General features: G+C 68.8%; 12 protein-coding genes. 5 read left to right on the top strand and 7 right to left on the bottom strand.

What is annotated here, in order from left to right; all coding sequences use genetic code 11:
* The first annotated feature begins 13 nt into the window (after positions 1–13).
* Entirely contained in the window at positions 14–1,045 is a 1,032-nt protein-coding gene (locus tag R0D99_RS13160) for a TRAP transporter substrate-binding protein (RefSeq protein ID WP_317748628.1), read from the top strand.
* A 131-nt stretch (positions 1,046–1,176) separates the two neighbouring features.
* Here R0D99_RS13160 and R0D99_RS13155 read toward each other — a convergent pair whose 3' ends face one another.
* From R0D99_RS13155 to R0D99_RS13140, 4 genes are all read right to left on the bottom strand, one after another.
* Positions 1,177–1,716: a PaaI family thioesterase gene (locus R0D99_RS13155; protein WP_317748627.1), complete on the bottom strand. Its 540-nt coding sequence runs from the start codon at positions 1,714–1,716 to the stop codon at positions 1,177–1,179.
* Between the two features lie 51 nt (positions 1,717–1,767).
* Positions 1,768–3,300, bottom strand: coding sequence for a class I adenylate-forming enzyme family protein (locus tag R0D99_RS13150; RefSeq protein ID WP_317748626.1), 1,533 nt, complete (start codon positions 3,298–3,300; stop codon positions 1,768–1,770).
* 86 nt (positions 3,301–3,386) lie between these two features.
* Complete coding sequence (locus tag R0D99_RS13145) at positions 3,387–4,211, bottom strand: metallophosphoesterase (RefSeq protein ID WP_317748625.1); 825 nt, start codon at positions 4,209–4,211, stop codon at positions 3,387–3,389.
* A gap of 172 nt (positions 4,212–4,383) precedes the next feature.
* Positions 4,384–5,166 (bottom strand): SDR family oxidoreductase, encoded by a 783-nt coding sequence (locus R0D99_RS13140; protein ID WP_317748624.1) that lies wholly within the window; start codon positions 5,164–5,166, stop codon positions 4,384–4,386.
* 206 nt (positions 5,167–5,372) lie between these two features.
* Between R0D99_RS13140 and R0D99_RS13135 the strand changes: the two genes are divergently transcribed.
* Positions 5,373–5,771: a hypothetical protein gene (locus R0D99_RS13135; protein WP_317748623.1), complete on the top strand. Its 399-nt coding sequence runs from the start codon at positions 5,373–5,375 to the stop codon at positions 5,769–5,771.
* A 21-nt stretch (positions 5,772–5,792) separates the two neighbouring features.
* Here R0D99_RS13135 and R0D99_RS13130 read toward each other — a convergent pair whose 3' ends face one another.
* Together R0D99_RS13130 and R0D99_RS13125 are read right to left on the bottom strand one after the other, a co-directional pair.
* Positions 5,793–6,443, bottom strand: a complete 651-nt coding sequence (locus tag R0D99_RS13130; protein WP_317748622.1) for an NAD(P)H-binding protein — start codon at positions 6,441–6,443, stop codon at positions 5,793–5,795.
* A gap of 38 nt (positions 6,444–6,481) precedes the next feature.
* On the bottom strand, positions 6,482–8,332 hold the full coding sequence (locus R0D99_RS13125) for a DEAD/DEAH box helicase (protein ID WP_317748621.1): 1,851 nt from the start codon (positions 8,330–8,332) through the stop codon (positions 6,482–6,484).
* Between the two features lie 651 nt (positions 8,333–8,983).
* Between R0D99_RS13125 and R0D99_RS13120 the strand changes: the two genes are divergently transcribed.
* Both R0D99_RS13120 and ettA read left to right on the top strand, forming a co-directional pair.
* Entirely contained in the window at positions 8,984–9,307 is a 324-nt protein-coding gene (locus R0D99_RS13120) for a hypothetical protein (protein WP_317748620.1), read from the top strand.
* 166 nt (positions 9,308–9,473) lie between these two features.
* A complete protein-coding gene (ettA, locus tag R0D99_RS13115; RefSeq protein ID WP_317748619.1) occupies positions 9,474–11,135 on the top strand; it encodes an energy-dependent translational throttle protein EttA in 1,662 nt (553 codons plus the stop codon).
* A gap of 104 nt (positions 11,136–11,239) precedes the next feature.
* On the opposite strand, the gene R0D99_RS13110 is transcribed toward ettA, so the two are convergent.
* A complete protein-coding gene (locus R0D99_RS13110; RefSeq protein ID WP_317748618.1) occupies positions 11,240–11,968 on the bottom strand; it encodes a zinc permease in 729 nt (242 codons plus the stop codon).
* 791 nt (positions 11,969–12,759) lie between these two features.
* On the opposite strand from R0D99_RS13110, the gene R0D99_RS13105 reads away from it, so the two are divergent.
* On the top strand, positions 12,760–13,284 hold the full coding sequence (locus R0D99_RS13105) for a DUF421 domain-containing protein (RefSeq protein ID WP_317748617.1): 525 nt from the start codon (positions 12,760–12,762) through the stop codon (positions 13,282–13,284).
* Positions 13,285–13,411: the final 127 nt, after the last annotated feature.

Here is a 13,411-nt window from a genome sequence, read left to right as displayed (position 1 = left end):
GAGACGTACTGACATGAAATCCATCCTGACCCGACTGACCGTGGCCGCCGCGCTGGCTTTTGCCGGCAGCGCCGCTTCGGCCCAAACCATTCTCAAGGTGCACCACTTCCTGCCCTCGGGCTCCAGCTCGCACCAGAAGATCATCGCGCCCTGGTGCGCCAAGGTCGAGAAGGAATCCGGCGGCGAGCTGAAATGCCAGATCTACCCCGCCATGCAGCTGGGCGGCACGCCGCCGCAGCTGCTGGACCAGGTGCGTGACGGCGTGGCCGACATCGTGTGGTCGGTGCCCACCTATTCAGCCGGCCGCTACACCAAGACCGAGGTGTTCGAGCTGCCCTTCATGGCCGTCAACGCCAAGCAGGGTTCGCAGGCGCTGTGGGAATACACGCAGAAGCACGCGCTGGACGAGTTCAAGGGCATCAAGCCCCTGTTCATGCACACCACCGAAGGCTACGTGATGCATTCGAACATGCCCATCACCAAGCTGGAGGACCTGAAGGGCAAGAAGATCCGCACCGCCACCCGCATCAGCGCTCGCATGATGGCGGCCATGGGCGGCACGCCGGTGCAGATGCCGTTGCCGCAGGTGGCCGACGCGCTGTCCAAGGGCGTGGTCGACGGCGTGCTGGTGCCGTGGGAAGCCATCCCCGCCACCAAGCTGCACGAGATCGTCAAGTACCACCTGGATGCGCCGCTCGGCTCGCCGCGCTTTGCCAACACCATCTTCATCTTTGGCATGAACCAGGCCAAGTACGACGGCCTGTCGCCCAAGCTGAAGAAGGTGATCGACGACAACTCCGGCCTGGCCGCCTCGGCCTGGGCGGGCGAGGAAGGCTTCGACAAGATCGTCGAGCCCTATTCCAAGCTGGCGCGCGACCGCGGCAACACCATCGCCGTCATCAGCAAGGACGAACTGGCGCGCTGGGAAAAGGCGACCGCCGGCGTCGACGACATCTGGCTGAAGGACGTGGCGGCCAAGGGCGGCGACGGCAAGAAGCTGATCGAGGAAGCCAAGGCGCTGCTGAAGAAATACGCGCCCAAGTGACCGGCGGGCCCAGTGCCCGCGCAAGAAAAAGCCGCTGCGGGTGCAGCGGCTTTTTTTATGATTTTTCGGCCTGCAGCGCAAGCCTGGAAAGCGCGAACAGCTATCGTAAATATAGCAAAACAGCGTCGCGCTCAGGCCGTCGGCAGATCGAACACCAGGCAGGTGGTGGTGGCGTGCGCGTACAGCGTGCCATCCGGCCCCACCAGCCGCGCCTCGGCCGTGGCCAGCTGGCGACCGCAGTGGATCACCTTGCCTTCGGCGCGCACGCGCGGCACCTTGGGCGTCAGGGCCTTCACCAGGTTCACGCCCAGTTCGGCCGTGGTGTAGGCGCGGCCGGCCGGCATCATGGTGTGCACGGCGCAGCCCAGCGCCGAATCCAGCAGCGTGGCAAACCAGCCGCCGTGCACGGTGCCCATGGGGTTGAACAGCTGCGGCCCCGGCGTGCCCTGGAACACCGCCCGGCCCTTGCCGACCTCCACCAGCCCGAAATCCAGCGTCTTGGCGATGGCGGCGTAGGGCAGCTTGCCGTCCAATATGGCCTGCATCAGTTCGAGCCCGGTCATGCCGGCGATCTGGTCCATGCGGGCAACGCCCGGGCCGGGGCCTTTTGCAATGCGCTCCAGCACGGCCTTTTCGTCGGCGAGCCATTGGTCGAGGTGGTTGTGGGTCATGTCGTTTTCGGAGAAGGGTGGGTCTGGCGAAGCGCGCATTGTGCGCGGCCTTCAGCCGGCGTGCAGTCGCGCGCGCAACTCGGTCTTCAGCACCTTGCCGTAGTTGTTCTTGGGCAGCGCGCTCACAAACAGATAGCGCTTGGGGCGCTTGAAACGGGCGATCTGGGCCAGGCAGTGTGCATCCAGCGCGGCCTCGGTCAGCGCCGCACCGGGTTGCGCGACGACGAAGGCGACCACGTTCTCGCCCCACTGCGGGTCGGGCTCGCCGACCACCGCCACCTCGGCCACGCCGGGGGCGTGCAGCAGGGCTTCTTCCACCTCGCGCGGGTAGATGTTGCTGCCACCGCTGATGATGAGGTCCTTGCTGCGGTCCTTCAGCGTCAGGTAGCCGTCGGCGTCCAGCGCGCCCATGTCGCCGGTGAACAGCCAGCCGTCCTTCACCGCTGCCGCGGTCGCGTCGGGGTTGCCCCAGTAACCGGCCATCACGCTGTCGCCCTTGACGACGATTTCGCCGACCTCGCCCAGCGGCATGTCCCGTCCTTCCGCGTCGGTCACGCGCACTTGCACGGGGGTCTGCGCCACGCCCACGCTGGCGATGCGCTGCAGGTAGCGCGGGTGCGCCGCATCGGCCAGGTCGGCGCGCGACAGGAAGGTGCCGACCATCGGCGTTTCGCCCTGGCCGTAGATCTGCACGAAGCGCGGGCCCATCACGCGCAGCGCGCGCTGGATGTCGGCCACATACATCGGCGCGCCGCCGTACACGATGGTCTTGAAGGACTGCGCGCAGTCATCAGCCGACAGGGCTTGCCGCTCTGCCTCGTCGACCAGCCGGCCGACGATGGTGGGTGCCGCGAACAGCGACAGCGGGCCGACCTTGCGCCCCAGCGCGAACAGCTCGGCCGGATCGACCCCGCCCGATGCGGGCACCACGTGGCGCGCGCCCGCCATCAGGTGCGGTATGGCGTAGATGCCCGCGCCGTGCGAAATCGGCGCGGCGTACACGATGGCATCGTCGCGCGACACGGCGTCGACGTCCACGTGGTAGCCCATGCCCATGGTCATCAGGTTGCGGTGCGTCAGCATCACGCCCTTGGGGCGGCCGGTGGTGCCGCTGGTGTAAAACAGCCACGCGGTGTCGCTCAAGGTCCGCTCGGTCACCGGCACGGCGAAGGCGTCGGGTGCTTCGGCCAGCAGCGCGGTTGCTTCGTGCGATTCGAGGTCGATCTGCCGCTCGATGCCCGCCAGCGGTGCGGGCACCACGTCGGCCGTCACGAAGGCCCAGCGCGCGCCGCAGTCGGCGGCGATCCATTCCACTTCGCGCGGGTGCAGCTTGGCGTTGACGGGCACGGCCACCACCCCGGCCCACCACAGGCCCCACAGCGCCTCCAGATAGCGCGGGTGGTTGCGGGCGAAGATGAGAACGCGGTCACCCGGCTGCAACCCCGCGTCGCGCAGGCGCGCCGCCATGCCCGCACAGCGCGCAGCCCATTGGCCGTGGGTGGCGTGCACGCGGCGGCCTTCCAGGATGGCGGGCGCGTCCGGGCGTTGGCGGGCTTGGCGCGTCAGCAGGTGGGCCAGGCTCATGCGGTGTCCTTGTGTGATGTGGCGGCGCTGTCGATTCTGCGGGAATCGGGTTGCGGGGGGTGCGCGCGGGGCTGCGCGCGGCGACGTCAGATGGGATACGGCCCGTCGAACGGCTGCACGTGACTGAAGTGGCAGGCCAGGCCGTCCTGCGGTGTCCAGCGGTAGAGGCCGATCATCGGCGGCTCCAGCTGCAGCGCCAGCGGCGCGCCCGGCCGCAGGTCCAGCGCCAGTTGGTGCGAGGTGGACGGCGCCACCACCACCGGCGCGCCGCCCAGCGCCCCCAGGATTGGCCGGTGCAGATGCCCGCCCGCGATCAGCAGCACGCCGCCATGCTCGGCTACCAGCCGCGCCAGCGCGTCGCGACCCGTGCGCAGGCCGCATTCGTCCATGGCCGCCATGCCGGCCGTCAGCGGCGGGTGGTGCAAAAACAGCACCACCGGCTGCCCCGCCAGCGCGCGCAGCGTGCGTGCCAGCCAGTCCAGCTGGGCGGCGCACAGTTCGCCGTGGGGCTGCCGGGGCACCACCGTGTCCAGCCCGATGAAGTGCACGCCGCCGCGCTCGGCCTGCACGCAGGCCACCCCGGCAGGCGCATCGGCCGGCAGCGGCATCCAGTCGCCCAGCCAATGGCGGGCGCGGTCCGGCAGGTCGTGGTTGCCGGCCACGGCCAGCACGCGGGGCAGGCCCTGTTGATGGCCGGGCAGTTCTTCGTCGAAGGCCGCACGCAGCGTGCCGTAGTCTGCCTCGCGGCCCGATTCGGTGAGATCGCCCGACAGCAGCAGCACATCGGGCGGCGTGCCCAGACTGCGCACATGCGCCAGCGCGCGGCGCAGCGACGCTTCCGGTGCCAGTCGGCCCGCCAGCGGGCCAGGGTCCAGGCCGATGTGCGGGTCGGTGAGGTGGGCGATCAGCATGAGAAGCCGCCATTGTGGGCGGACTCGACACCGTCTGCCGCGCTGTGCGCGCCCACAGTGTGCGAAAGTTCTCACTGCATCGAAGAATCCGCGCGGCGCGGGCGGTCGGTGTGTCATCCAGGCCGCGCCTTGGGCGTTGCGCGGCGCCCGCCTGGCCGCCGCGCGCCCGGCGTTACACCGGCACCGTGTAGTTCAGCGCCATGCGGCCGCCGTCCACCATGATGATCTCGCCCGTGATGTAGCTGGCCGCGTCGCTGGCCAGAAAGCCGACCACGTCGGCGATCTCGCTCGGCTCGCCCAGCCGCTTGAGGGGCGTGCGCATCATGATCTTGTTTCGGGCTTCCTCGCTGGTCAGCACGGCCTTGGCCGCCAGTTCGGTGCCGATGGTGCCGGGACCGACGGCGTTGACGCGCACGCCCTGGTCCGCCAGGGCCAGCGCCATGGCGCGCGTCAGCTGGTTGATGCCGCCCTTGCTGACGTTGTAGCTGGCGATGTTGGGAATGGCCAGCACGCTGTTCACGCTGCTCATGTTGACGATGCTGCCGCCGCCCGTGCGCGCCATTTCGCGCGCCACCGCCTGGCCCACCAGGAAGGCACCCTTCAGGTTGACGCGCAGCACGGCGTCGAAGTCTTCCTCGGTCACGTCCAGGAAATCCGCCGCGCGGAAGATGCCCGCGTTGTTCACCAGCACGTCGATGCGGCCATGGGCCTGCAGCGCGTCGGCCACCAGCGCGTTGACCTGCGCCTTGTCGCCCACGTCGCAATGCACGTAGCGGGCGCCCAGTTCGCCCGCCAGCGCGCGGCCGCGCTCGTCGGCCACGTCGGCGATGACCACGTGCGCGCCTTCGCGCGCAAAGCGGCGTGCGCAGGCTTCACCGATGCCCTGCGAGCCGCCGGTGACGATGACGACACGGCCCTGCAGGCCGAAGGAGATGGGGGAGGGCGAGGCGTTCATTCGGCAAAAGAAAATTAATGTCAAAAACGGTCGGTGCGCTCTATGCATCAGCGCCTTTAGCTATCAATATTGAAGCGATGGGCGCACTGCAGACAGACGCAGAGCCACCATCATCGCACCCTTGCCGCCCATGCGCTGCCATGGTGAGCGGCGCACAGGGCGCGCGGTGCGCTACGCTCGGCGCCTTCCGTCCTCCATCGGCCACCATGATTGCTTCGACCGACACCGCGCTGACCCTGCCTGAGCTGTACACCGACGTCGATGGCGTGGCGCGCTTTCGCGACCGGCCGGTGGCCTTGACCGAAGGCACGCCGATGACGCGGCTGTCGGCGCTGGCGCCTTCCGGCGGCTGGCAGATGCGGCGCAGCCCGCCGGGCTTTGCCAGCGACTTTCACTGCACCACCACGCCGCAATGGCTGCTGGTGCTGCAGGGGCGCATGGAAATCGGCCTGCGCGACGACAGCGTGCGCGTGTTCGGGCCGGGGGAGGGCTTTTATTCCAACGACACGCTGCCGGCGGGCGCGACCTTCGACGCCGCGCGGCACGGCCACCGCAGCCGCCTGCTGGGCGATGAGCCGCTGGTGACGCTGTTCGTGCGCGCCTGACGACGCGATTTCTGGGGCCGCTCAGCGGCGCTGCAGCGCGCCCGACAGCAGCACGTGCGCGCCCGGCGCCCGCGTGCGCAAGGCTTCGATCAAGCTCACCGCCACATCGCGTGCGGCAATGGCGCGCAGGTTGGCGGGCGTGACGGGACGCAGCGCCCGCATGGCCGCCTGCAGCCAGCGCTCGGCCGGGCGACGGGGCTGCTGCAACGAGGCGCGGTCGCCTTCCAGCAGCGAGGGCCGCGCGAACACGGTGGTGTCGATGCCCAGCGCACGCACCTTCTGCTCCATCTCGCCCTTGACGCGGTTGTAGAACACGCGCGACGACGGGTCGGCGCCCATGGCGCTGACGATTCCTAATTTGGTAGCGCCGGCGCTTTGAGCGGCGCGCGCCACCGCGGTGACGGCATCCAGATCCACGGCGCGGAAGGCAGCCTGGCTGCCCGCCACCTTGATGGTGGTGCCGAGCGCGACATAGGCTTCGTCGATGCGGGGCAAGGACGGCAGCGCCGCAAAATCCACCACGTGCGACGTCAGCTTGGGGTGCTGCACGTCCAACGCGCGGCGCCCCAGTGCATGCACGGCCGCGACGGCCGGGTCCGCCAGCAGGGCGGCCAGCAACTCACGGCCGACCAGGCCGGTCGCGCCGGCCAGCAGCACGGTCTTGCCCGTCACGGCTGCGCGGCGATCAGATCAAGGCTCGAAGGACAGCATCAGCGGCCGTAGCCGCCGCCGCGCCGGTTGCCACCGCCGCCACCGCCACTGCGGTTGCCGCCGTAGCCACCGCCGCCACCGCCACCGCCGCGGTTGCGATTGCGTCCGCCACCGCCGCCTCCCTTGCCCATCAGGTCGATGCTGGTGCGCATCGGGTCGGGTTGGCCGACGGCGCCGTGGCTGGGGCCTTGCGGCCGGTTGCGGCGGCCGTGCAGGTTGGTCTGCAGCGGGTCGATGTGGCGCGGCAGATGGTCGATGTCGCGCTCGTCCTCGTCGTCAAAGCCGAATTCGCGCGTGGGCCGTGGCTGGGCCGATGCCTGCGGGCGCGGCTGCTGGCCGGCGCCCGGTCCGTTGGGGCCGGCGCCGTTGCCGCGGCCACGGCGGCGGTTGCGGTTGCGGCCGTTGCGTTCGCCGGACGGGCGATCGCCTTGCGCGGCCCCGCCGTTCATCGGCAGGCCGTCGGCGCCCAGTTCGACGGCGCCGTCCACCGGCGGCAGGCCATCGGCAGCGGCACGCTGCGGCTGGGGCTTGCGCGCCGGCTGCGGGCCACGGCCTGCGCCGCGCGGGCCCTGGCCGGCCTTGTTTTCACGGATGCGCTGCATCATCTCCTGGCGCGCGGCGCGGGCCGCGGCGGCCATTACTTCGCGGCTGGGCGGCTTGCCCAGGCCGCCCCACAGCGTCTGGCGGCCCATGGCGATGGGCTCGGCGCGCTCGCCCTCCTCGGGGCCGAAGCCGTCCAGCACGCGCACCGGGATCTGCTGCTTGGTGAAGCGCTCGATTTCATGCATGAAGCCTTCCTCGTCCATGCAGACCAGGCTGACGGCTTCGCCGCTGGCGCCGGCGCGGCCGGTGCGGCCGATGCGGTGCACGTAGTCTTCCGACACGTTGGGAATGTCGAAGTTGACGACGTGCGGCAGCTCGTCGATGTCGATGCCGCGCGCTGCAATATCCGTAGCAACCAGCGCACGCAGGTCGCCGGTCTTGAACTCGGCCAGTGCCTGGGTGCGGGCGCTCTGGCTCTTGTTGCCGTGCAGCGCCATGGACTTGATGCCCTTGTCGTTCAGGAAGTCGGCGACCTTGTTGGCGCCGAACTTGGTGCGGGTGAACACCAGCACCTGGCTCCAGTCGTTTTCGCCGATGAGGTGCGCCAGCACGTCTTTCTTGCGGTTGCGGCCCACGGGGTAGATCACCTGCGCGATGCGCTCGACCGTGGTGTTGGGCGGCGTGACCTGCACGCTCTTGGGCGACTTGAGCAGGCCGTTGGCCAGCTCGCGGATTTCGTCGCTGAAGGTGGCGCTGAACAGCAGGCTCTGCTTGTCCTTGGGCAGCAGGGCCAGCACTTTCTTCACGTCGTGGATGAAGCCCATGTCCAGCATGCGGTCGGCTTCGTCCAGCACCAGGATCTCGACGTTGGACAGGTCGATGTGGTTCTGGCCTTCCAGGTCCAGCAGGCGGCCCGGCGTGGCCACCAGGATGTCGACGCCGCGCGCGATGCGGTTGATCTGCGGGTTCATGCCGACGCCGCCGAAGATCACGGTTGACGTCAGGTCGAGGTATTTGCCGTAGACGCGGATCGATTCCTCGACCTGCGCCGCCAGCTCGCGCGTGGGCGTCAGCACCAGCGCGCGGATGGCGCCGGGCTGGCGCGCCGGCCGGCCCGACAGCAGCTGCAGCATCGGCAGCGTGAAGCCGGCCGTCTTGCCGGTGCCGGTCTGTGCGCCGGCCAGCAGGTCGTGGCCTTCCAGCACCACGGGAATGGCTTGCGCCTGGATGGGGGTGGGCGTCGTGTAGCCCTGCTCTTGCACAGCCCGCAGAATGGCGGGGGCCAGGTTCAGTTGGTCAAAGTTCATCAAAGTGGATGCGCCGGTCTCTCGTCGGCGCCTGAGCTGCGGGCCTGATCCGGCAAGGGCCGGGCCAGTTGAAGGCTGCAGCGGGTTCTTCTTTGGGTGGGCGTGTGGGCCAAGGGTGGCCGGCGGCGCCCCAGCGGAAGGGCTGGCTTGCGGAAAACTGGTGGCCCGCAAGCAAGCCTATTATCGCACGCAGCCGGCTAGGAGTCTGCGCGGCAGAAGATGCGTCGGCTGCAACGCGCGAGAAAACGGTCCATCGCGGCGCTACCTCCGGCGCCCATAGCCTGGCTATGGGCTGGTCGGTATCACCACGCTGTCCTCGTTTTTCGTGCGTTTCGCTTCGACGCCTTCTGCCGCGCAGACTCTTAGGGCGCCGACACCTTTTTTTGATGGGCCCCATGACCGCTTCGACCACTTTCGGCTATCACGCGGGCGAAGACCGCGTGTGGATCAGCTGCACCGCTTGGCCGCAGCGCATCTGGATCACCCGGCGCATGGCGCGCGGCATCGTGCAGCTGGTGGCCACCGCGCTGGAAAAAGCGCCCCCCCGGCGCGCACGACGCCGACACGCGCCCGCCCGCCGAGCGGGCCGCGGCCGACCACGACGCGTCGCTCAACCGTGCGCAGCCCGGCGAGCCGGCGCGTGCGCTGCAGATGGGGCGCGAAGCCAGCGACGCGCCGGAGCTGGCCAGCGCCGTGCTGTGCACGCAGGTCGATCTGCGCGACGACGGCGTGCAGGCGGTGCTGGCGTTTCACACGTCGGCGGGGCAGCGCCAGTTGTTGCTCAGCCGCGTGGGCCTGCACCGCTGGCTGCGCGGGCTGCACATCGTGCTGGGCACCACCGACTGGGCCGACTGGGCGCCGCTGCCCGACTGGCTGACGCGCAGCTACCTGCCGCCGGCCCTGGGCGCGTTGCTGGTGGTGCCGCCCGCCACGGGCGATGGGGGCGATGCGCCCGCGCCGCCGCCCGGCGCCTGAAGGGCCGCGCGCCGTGCGCCGCGGCAAGCGCCGATAATCGCTGCTGACCGGCGCGCCGCCCGCCCCCGCGGGCATGGACGCCGCCACCGCTCCCGTTTTTCATGTCTATTCGGCCTGCAGCGCTGGTTGCTGCTGCGTGGACAGCTATCAATTCAAGAGTAAACGAATGGCCCAGTACGTCTTTTCCATGAACCATGTCAGCAAGATCGTGCCGCCCAAGCGTGCGATCCTGAAGGACATTTCGCTCAGTTTCTTTCCGGGCGCCAAGATCGGCGTGCTGGGCCTCAACGGCTCGGGCAAATCCACGCTGCTGAAGATCATGGCCGGCATCGACAAGGAGATCGAGGGCGAGGCCATCCCCATGCCCGGCCTGGACATCGGCTACCTGCCGCAGGAGCCGCAGCTCAACCCCGACAACACGGTGCGCCAGGAAGTGGAACTGGCGATGGGCGAAGTCAACGCCGCCAAGTCGCGGCTGGAAGAAATCTACGCCGCCTATGCCGAAGAAGACGCCGACTTCGACGCCCTGAGCGAAGAGCAGGGCAAGCTCGAAGCCATCATTGCCGCCGCCGGCACCGACAGCGAGCACCAACTGGAGATTGCCGCCGACGCGCTGCGCCTGCCGCCGTGGGACGCCGTCATCGGCAAGCTGTCGGGCGGCGAAAAGCGCCGCGTGGCGCTGTGCAAGCTGCTGCTGTCCAAGCCCGACATGCTGCTGCTGGACGAACCCACCAACCACCTGGATGCCGAATCCGTCGAGTGGCTGGAAATCTTCCTGAAGCGCTTCACCGGCACCGTGGTCGCCATCACGCACGACCGCTACTTCCTGGACAACGCGGCCGAGTGGATTCTGGAACTGGACCGCGGCCACGGCATTCCGTACAAGGGCAACTATTCAAGCTGGCTGGAGCAGAAAGAGGCGCGCCTGAAGCAGGAACAGAAGAGCGAAGACGCCCGCGCCAAGGCCATGAAGAAGGAACTGGAGTGGGCGCGCGCCAACCCCAAGGGACGCCAGGCCAAGAGCAAGGCGCGCCTGGCCCGCTTTGAGGAACTGAGCGACTACGAATACCAGAAGCGCAACGAGACGCAGGAGATCTTCATCCCCGTCGGTGAGCGCCTGGGCCACGAAGTGTTCGAGTTCAAGAACGTCAGCAAGAGCTTTGGCGACCGCGTGCTCATCGACGACCTGAGCTTCAAGGTGCCAGCCGGTGCCATCGTCGGCATCATCGGCCCCAACGGCGCCGGCAAGTCCACGCTGTTCAAGCTGATCGCCGGCAAGGAGCAGCCCGACAGCGGCGAAATCAAGGTCGGCCAGACCGTGCGCATGGCCTTCGTCGACCAGAGCCGCGACGCGCTGGCGTCCGACAAGACGGTGTGGGAAGACATCTCGGGTGGGCTGGACATCATCACCGTCGGCAAGTTCCAGATGCCCAGCCGCGCCTACGCCGGCCGCTTCAACTTCAACGGGCAGGACCAGCAGAAGAAGGTTGGCATGCTGTCAGGCGGCGAACGCGGCCGTCTGCACCTGGCCAAGACGCTGATGCAGGGCGGCAACGTGCTGCTGCTGGACGAACCGTCGAACGACCTCGACGTCGAAACCCTGCGCGCGCTGGAAGACGCGCTGCTCGAATTCGCCGGCAGCGTCATGGTCATCAGCCACGACCGCTGGTTCCTCGACCGCATCTGCACGCACATCCTGGCGGCCGAGGACGAAGGCAAGTGGGTCTTCTTCGACGGCAACTTCCACGAGTACGAAGCCGACAAGGTCAAGCGCCTGGGCGAAGACGGCGCAAGGCCGCACCGGGTGCGTTACAAGGCGCTGAAGTAACCCGGATCGCTCGCCCGATGGATGAGGCTGTGGGCGAATCACGCCCCGAGCGCCCATTCATCGCGCCGGGCGCGCTTGCGTTTTTGTAGCAACCGGGCCGAGCCCTATTCGCCGCCCAGCAACTGAATCGTCCAGAACGCCAGAAAGCCCGCGAACAGCACCAGCGTCGATATGGGTCGTTCACTGACGGTGTGTGCTTCCATCAGCAGTTCTTCGGTCACCAGATAGAGCAGGGCAGCGGCGCTGAAGGCCAGCGCGCCGCCGATGACGGCGTGCGATGCGCCCGCCAGCAGCCAGTTGCCGAGCAGCGCGAACAGCAGCACTTCGGCCCCCAGCACCGCGCACAGCGCCACGATGCGCCAGCCGCGCAATTGCTCGGACGCGAGCGCCAGCCCCAGAAACAGCAATTCGACCGACAAGCCCACGGCCAGGATGGGGCCGGTGCTGCCGCCGGTCGAGAAACTCGCGCCGATGATGAAACCGTCCACCGCGATGTCGATCAGCGTCGCGGCCAGCAGACCACGCGGTAGCGCGACGGCGCTGCCACCTCGCAGCGCGTCCTGGTGCTCCATGTGTTCGGTCCACAGCTTGAGCCCGTACATGAACAGGCTGCCCAGCGCGAAGCAGGCGATGAGCACGGCGGGCGGCGCGTGCTCGCGCGAAATTTCGGGCAGCAGTTCGACGGCCAGTGCCGCCAGCACCACGCCGGCGGCGAAGTGCTGCACCAGGCTGCGCGCCTGATGCGAAGGATTCCAGACCAGCGCCAGCACGCCTCCGCCCAGCGCCACCAGCGCCGGCACGGCCATGTACATGAATTGGGTTTGTGACAGCATGAATGGAACGGCGGGAGCGATGGGCGCAATCTAGACCGCCTGGCTTAAGGCCGGCTTGCGTGCAGGCACCCGTGGCACCTGCATTACGGTGCGCTGACCGCGCGACGGCACAGCGCCGCCGATGGGGTGATGAATTCGCTACGGCCTCGTCGCCGCGGACTGTCAACGCTGACCAATCCCTTTGCGGCACCAATCGGGGTCACACCAGGAAAACGGGGTCAGATCACGATTTTTCCTAGATGACGATTTCTAGCGTCACTGGCTCGCGGTCGCCGACGGCGCGGTTGCCGCGGTCGCCGACTCGGCGTGGCTGGCGGCTGACGCGGCGGCGGCCGCGGCTGTAGCGGCCGCATCGGCGGCGCTTCGGGCATCGGCATTGGCGGCGCCGGCGGTGGCGGCGCTGTCTTGCGCGGCGCTGGCGGCCGCCTGGGTGGCGGCGGCCGCGCCCTTGGCGGCGCCTTCTGCTTCGATGGCCTTGGATAGGGCCTCGCCCGCCGGCGCGGGGGTTTACGGGGTGGCGGCGTCTTTCTGGCCGCAGGCGCCGAGCAGGGCGGCCGCGACGATCAGCGCGGGGGCAAACGTCAATGGGCGGGCAGACAGGGACATGGCGGACTCCTTCAGGTGAAGGCGGCGCGGGGTGGGCCGCCCGTGGTCCGCTGATCTTGCGCGCCGGCAACGCGTGAGGCGTGTGGGCGGACATGCACGCCGCGTGTCAGACGCCGGGCCGCGCGGCCCGCGGCGACACGGCGCGGGCCCACAATGGCGGCTTCATCCGTGTGGAGTCGGCCCGTATGTTTGCCATGTCCGTGCCCTGGTGGGAATTCGTCGTTCGCGGCGTCGTGGTGTATGTGTTTCTGCTGTTCTTCCTGCGCATCACGGGGCGGCGGCAGATCGGGCAGTACGACCCGTTCGACCTGATCCTGCTGCTGATCCTGTCCAACGCGGTGCAGAACTCGATGAACGCGGGCGACAACTCGCTGCTCGGCGGCCTGGTGTCGGCGCTGACGCTGATTGGCTGCCACGTGCTGCTGGCGCACCTGACCTGGCGCTACCCCCGGCTGGCGCGGCTGATCGACGGCAAGCCGCAGGTACTGATCCGCGGCGGCACGCTGGACGAAGCCACCTTGCGCGGCGAGCGCCTGACGACCGACGACGTGCACGCCGCCCTGCGCGCCGCCGGTTGCCTGCACACGCACGAGGTGGAACGCGCCACCATCGAAACCAACGGCCAGATCACCGTGGTGCTGCGCAACCGCGATTCGTCGCGCGGCCTGCCGCCGCCTGCGCCGGAGGCGAGGGACGATGCGGGCACCTGAAGGATGCTATTTATTGGATAGCTGCACGCGCTTGATCGACAAGCGCTGGAAGGGTTTTTTTGTTGAAATCGCCCGCTGTGCCAGCGCTCACCCTCGCACCGTTGCCGGTCGAGTGACCGTGCACGCA

The organism is Ottowia sp. SB7-C50, assembly GCF_033110285.1.
GTDB lineage: Bacteria > Pseudomonadota > Gammaproteobacteria > Burkholderiales > Burkholderiaceae_C > Ottowia.
The sequence above is the reverse complement of the archived record's forward strand: the minus strand, read 5'-3'. Positions and strand labels throughout refer to the sequence as shown.

What these genes read in the sequence shown, in the direction of transcription:
- R0D99_RS13160 (WP_317748628.1), top strand. Translation starts at nt 14, where the DNA reads ATGAAATCCATCCTGACCCGACTGACCGTGGCCGCCGCGCTGGCTTTT.
- R0D99_RS13155 (WP_317748627.1), bottom strand. Translation starts at nt 1,716, where the DNA reads ATGACCCACAACCACCTCGACCAATGGCTCGCCGACGAAAAGGCCGTG.
- R0D99_RS13150 (WP_317748626.1), bottom strand. Translation starts at nt 3,300, where the DNA reads ATGAGCCTGGCCCACCTGCTGACGCGCCAAGCCCGCCAACGCCCGGAC.
- R0D99_RS13145 (WP_317748625.1), bottom strand. Translation starts at nt 4,211, where the DNA reads ATGCTGATCGCCCACCTCACCGACCCGCACATCGGCCTGGACCCTGGC.
- R0D99_RS13140 (WP_317748624.1), bottom strand. Translation starts at nt 5,166, where the DNA reads ATGAACGCCTCGCCCTCCCCCATCTCCTTCGGCCTGCAGGGCCGTGTC.
- R0D99_RS13135 (WP_317748623.1), top strand. Translation starts at nt 5,373, where the DNA reads ATGATTGCTTCGACCGACACCGCGCTGACCCTGCCTGAGCTGTACACC.
- R0D99_RS13125 (WP_317748621.1), bottom strand. Translation starts at nt 8,332, where the DNA reads ATGAACTTTGACCAACTGAACCTGGCCCCCGCCATTCTGCGGGCTGTG.
- R0D99_RS13120 (WP_317748620.1), top strand. Translation starts at nt 8,984, where the DNA reads ATGGGGCGCGAAGCCAGCGACGCGCCGGAGCTGGCCAGCGCCGTGCTG.
- ettA (WP_317748619.1), top strand. Translation starts at nt 9,474, where the DNA reads ATGGCCCAGTACGTCTTTTCCATGAACCATGTCAGCAAGATCGTGCCG.
- R0D99_RS13110 (WP_317748618.1), bottom strand. Translation starts at nt 11,968, where the DNA reads ATGCTGTCACAAACCCAATTCATGTACATGGCCGTGCCGGCGCTGGTG.
- R0D99_RS13105 (WP_317748617.1), top strand. Translation starts at nt 12,760, where the DNA reads ATGTTTGCCATGTCCGTGCCCTGGTGGGAATTCGTCGTTCGCGGCGTC.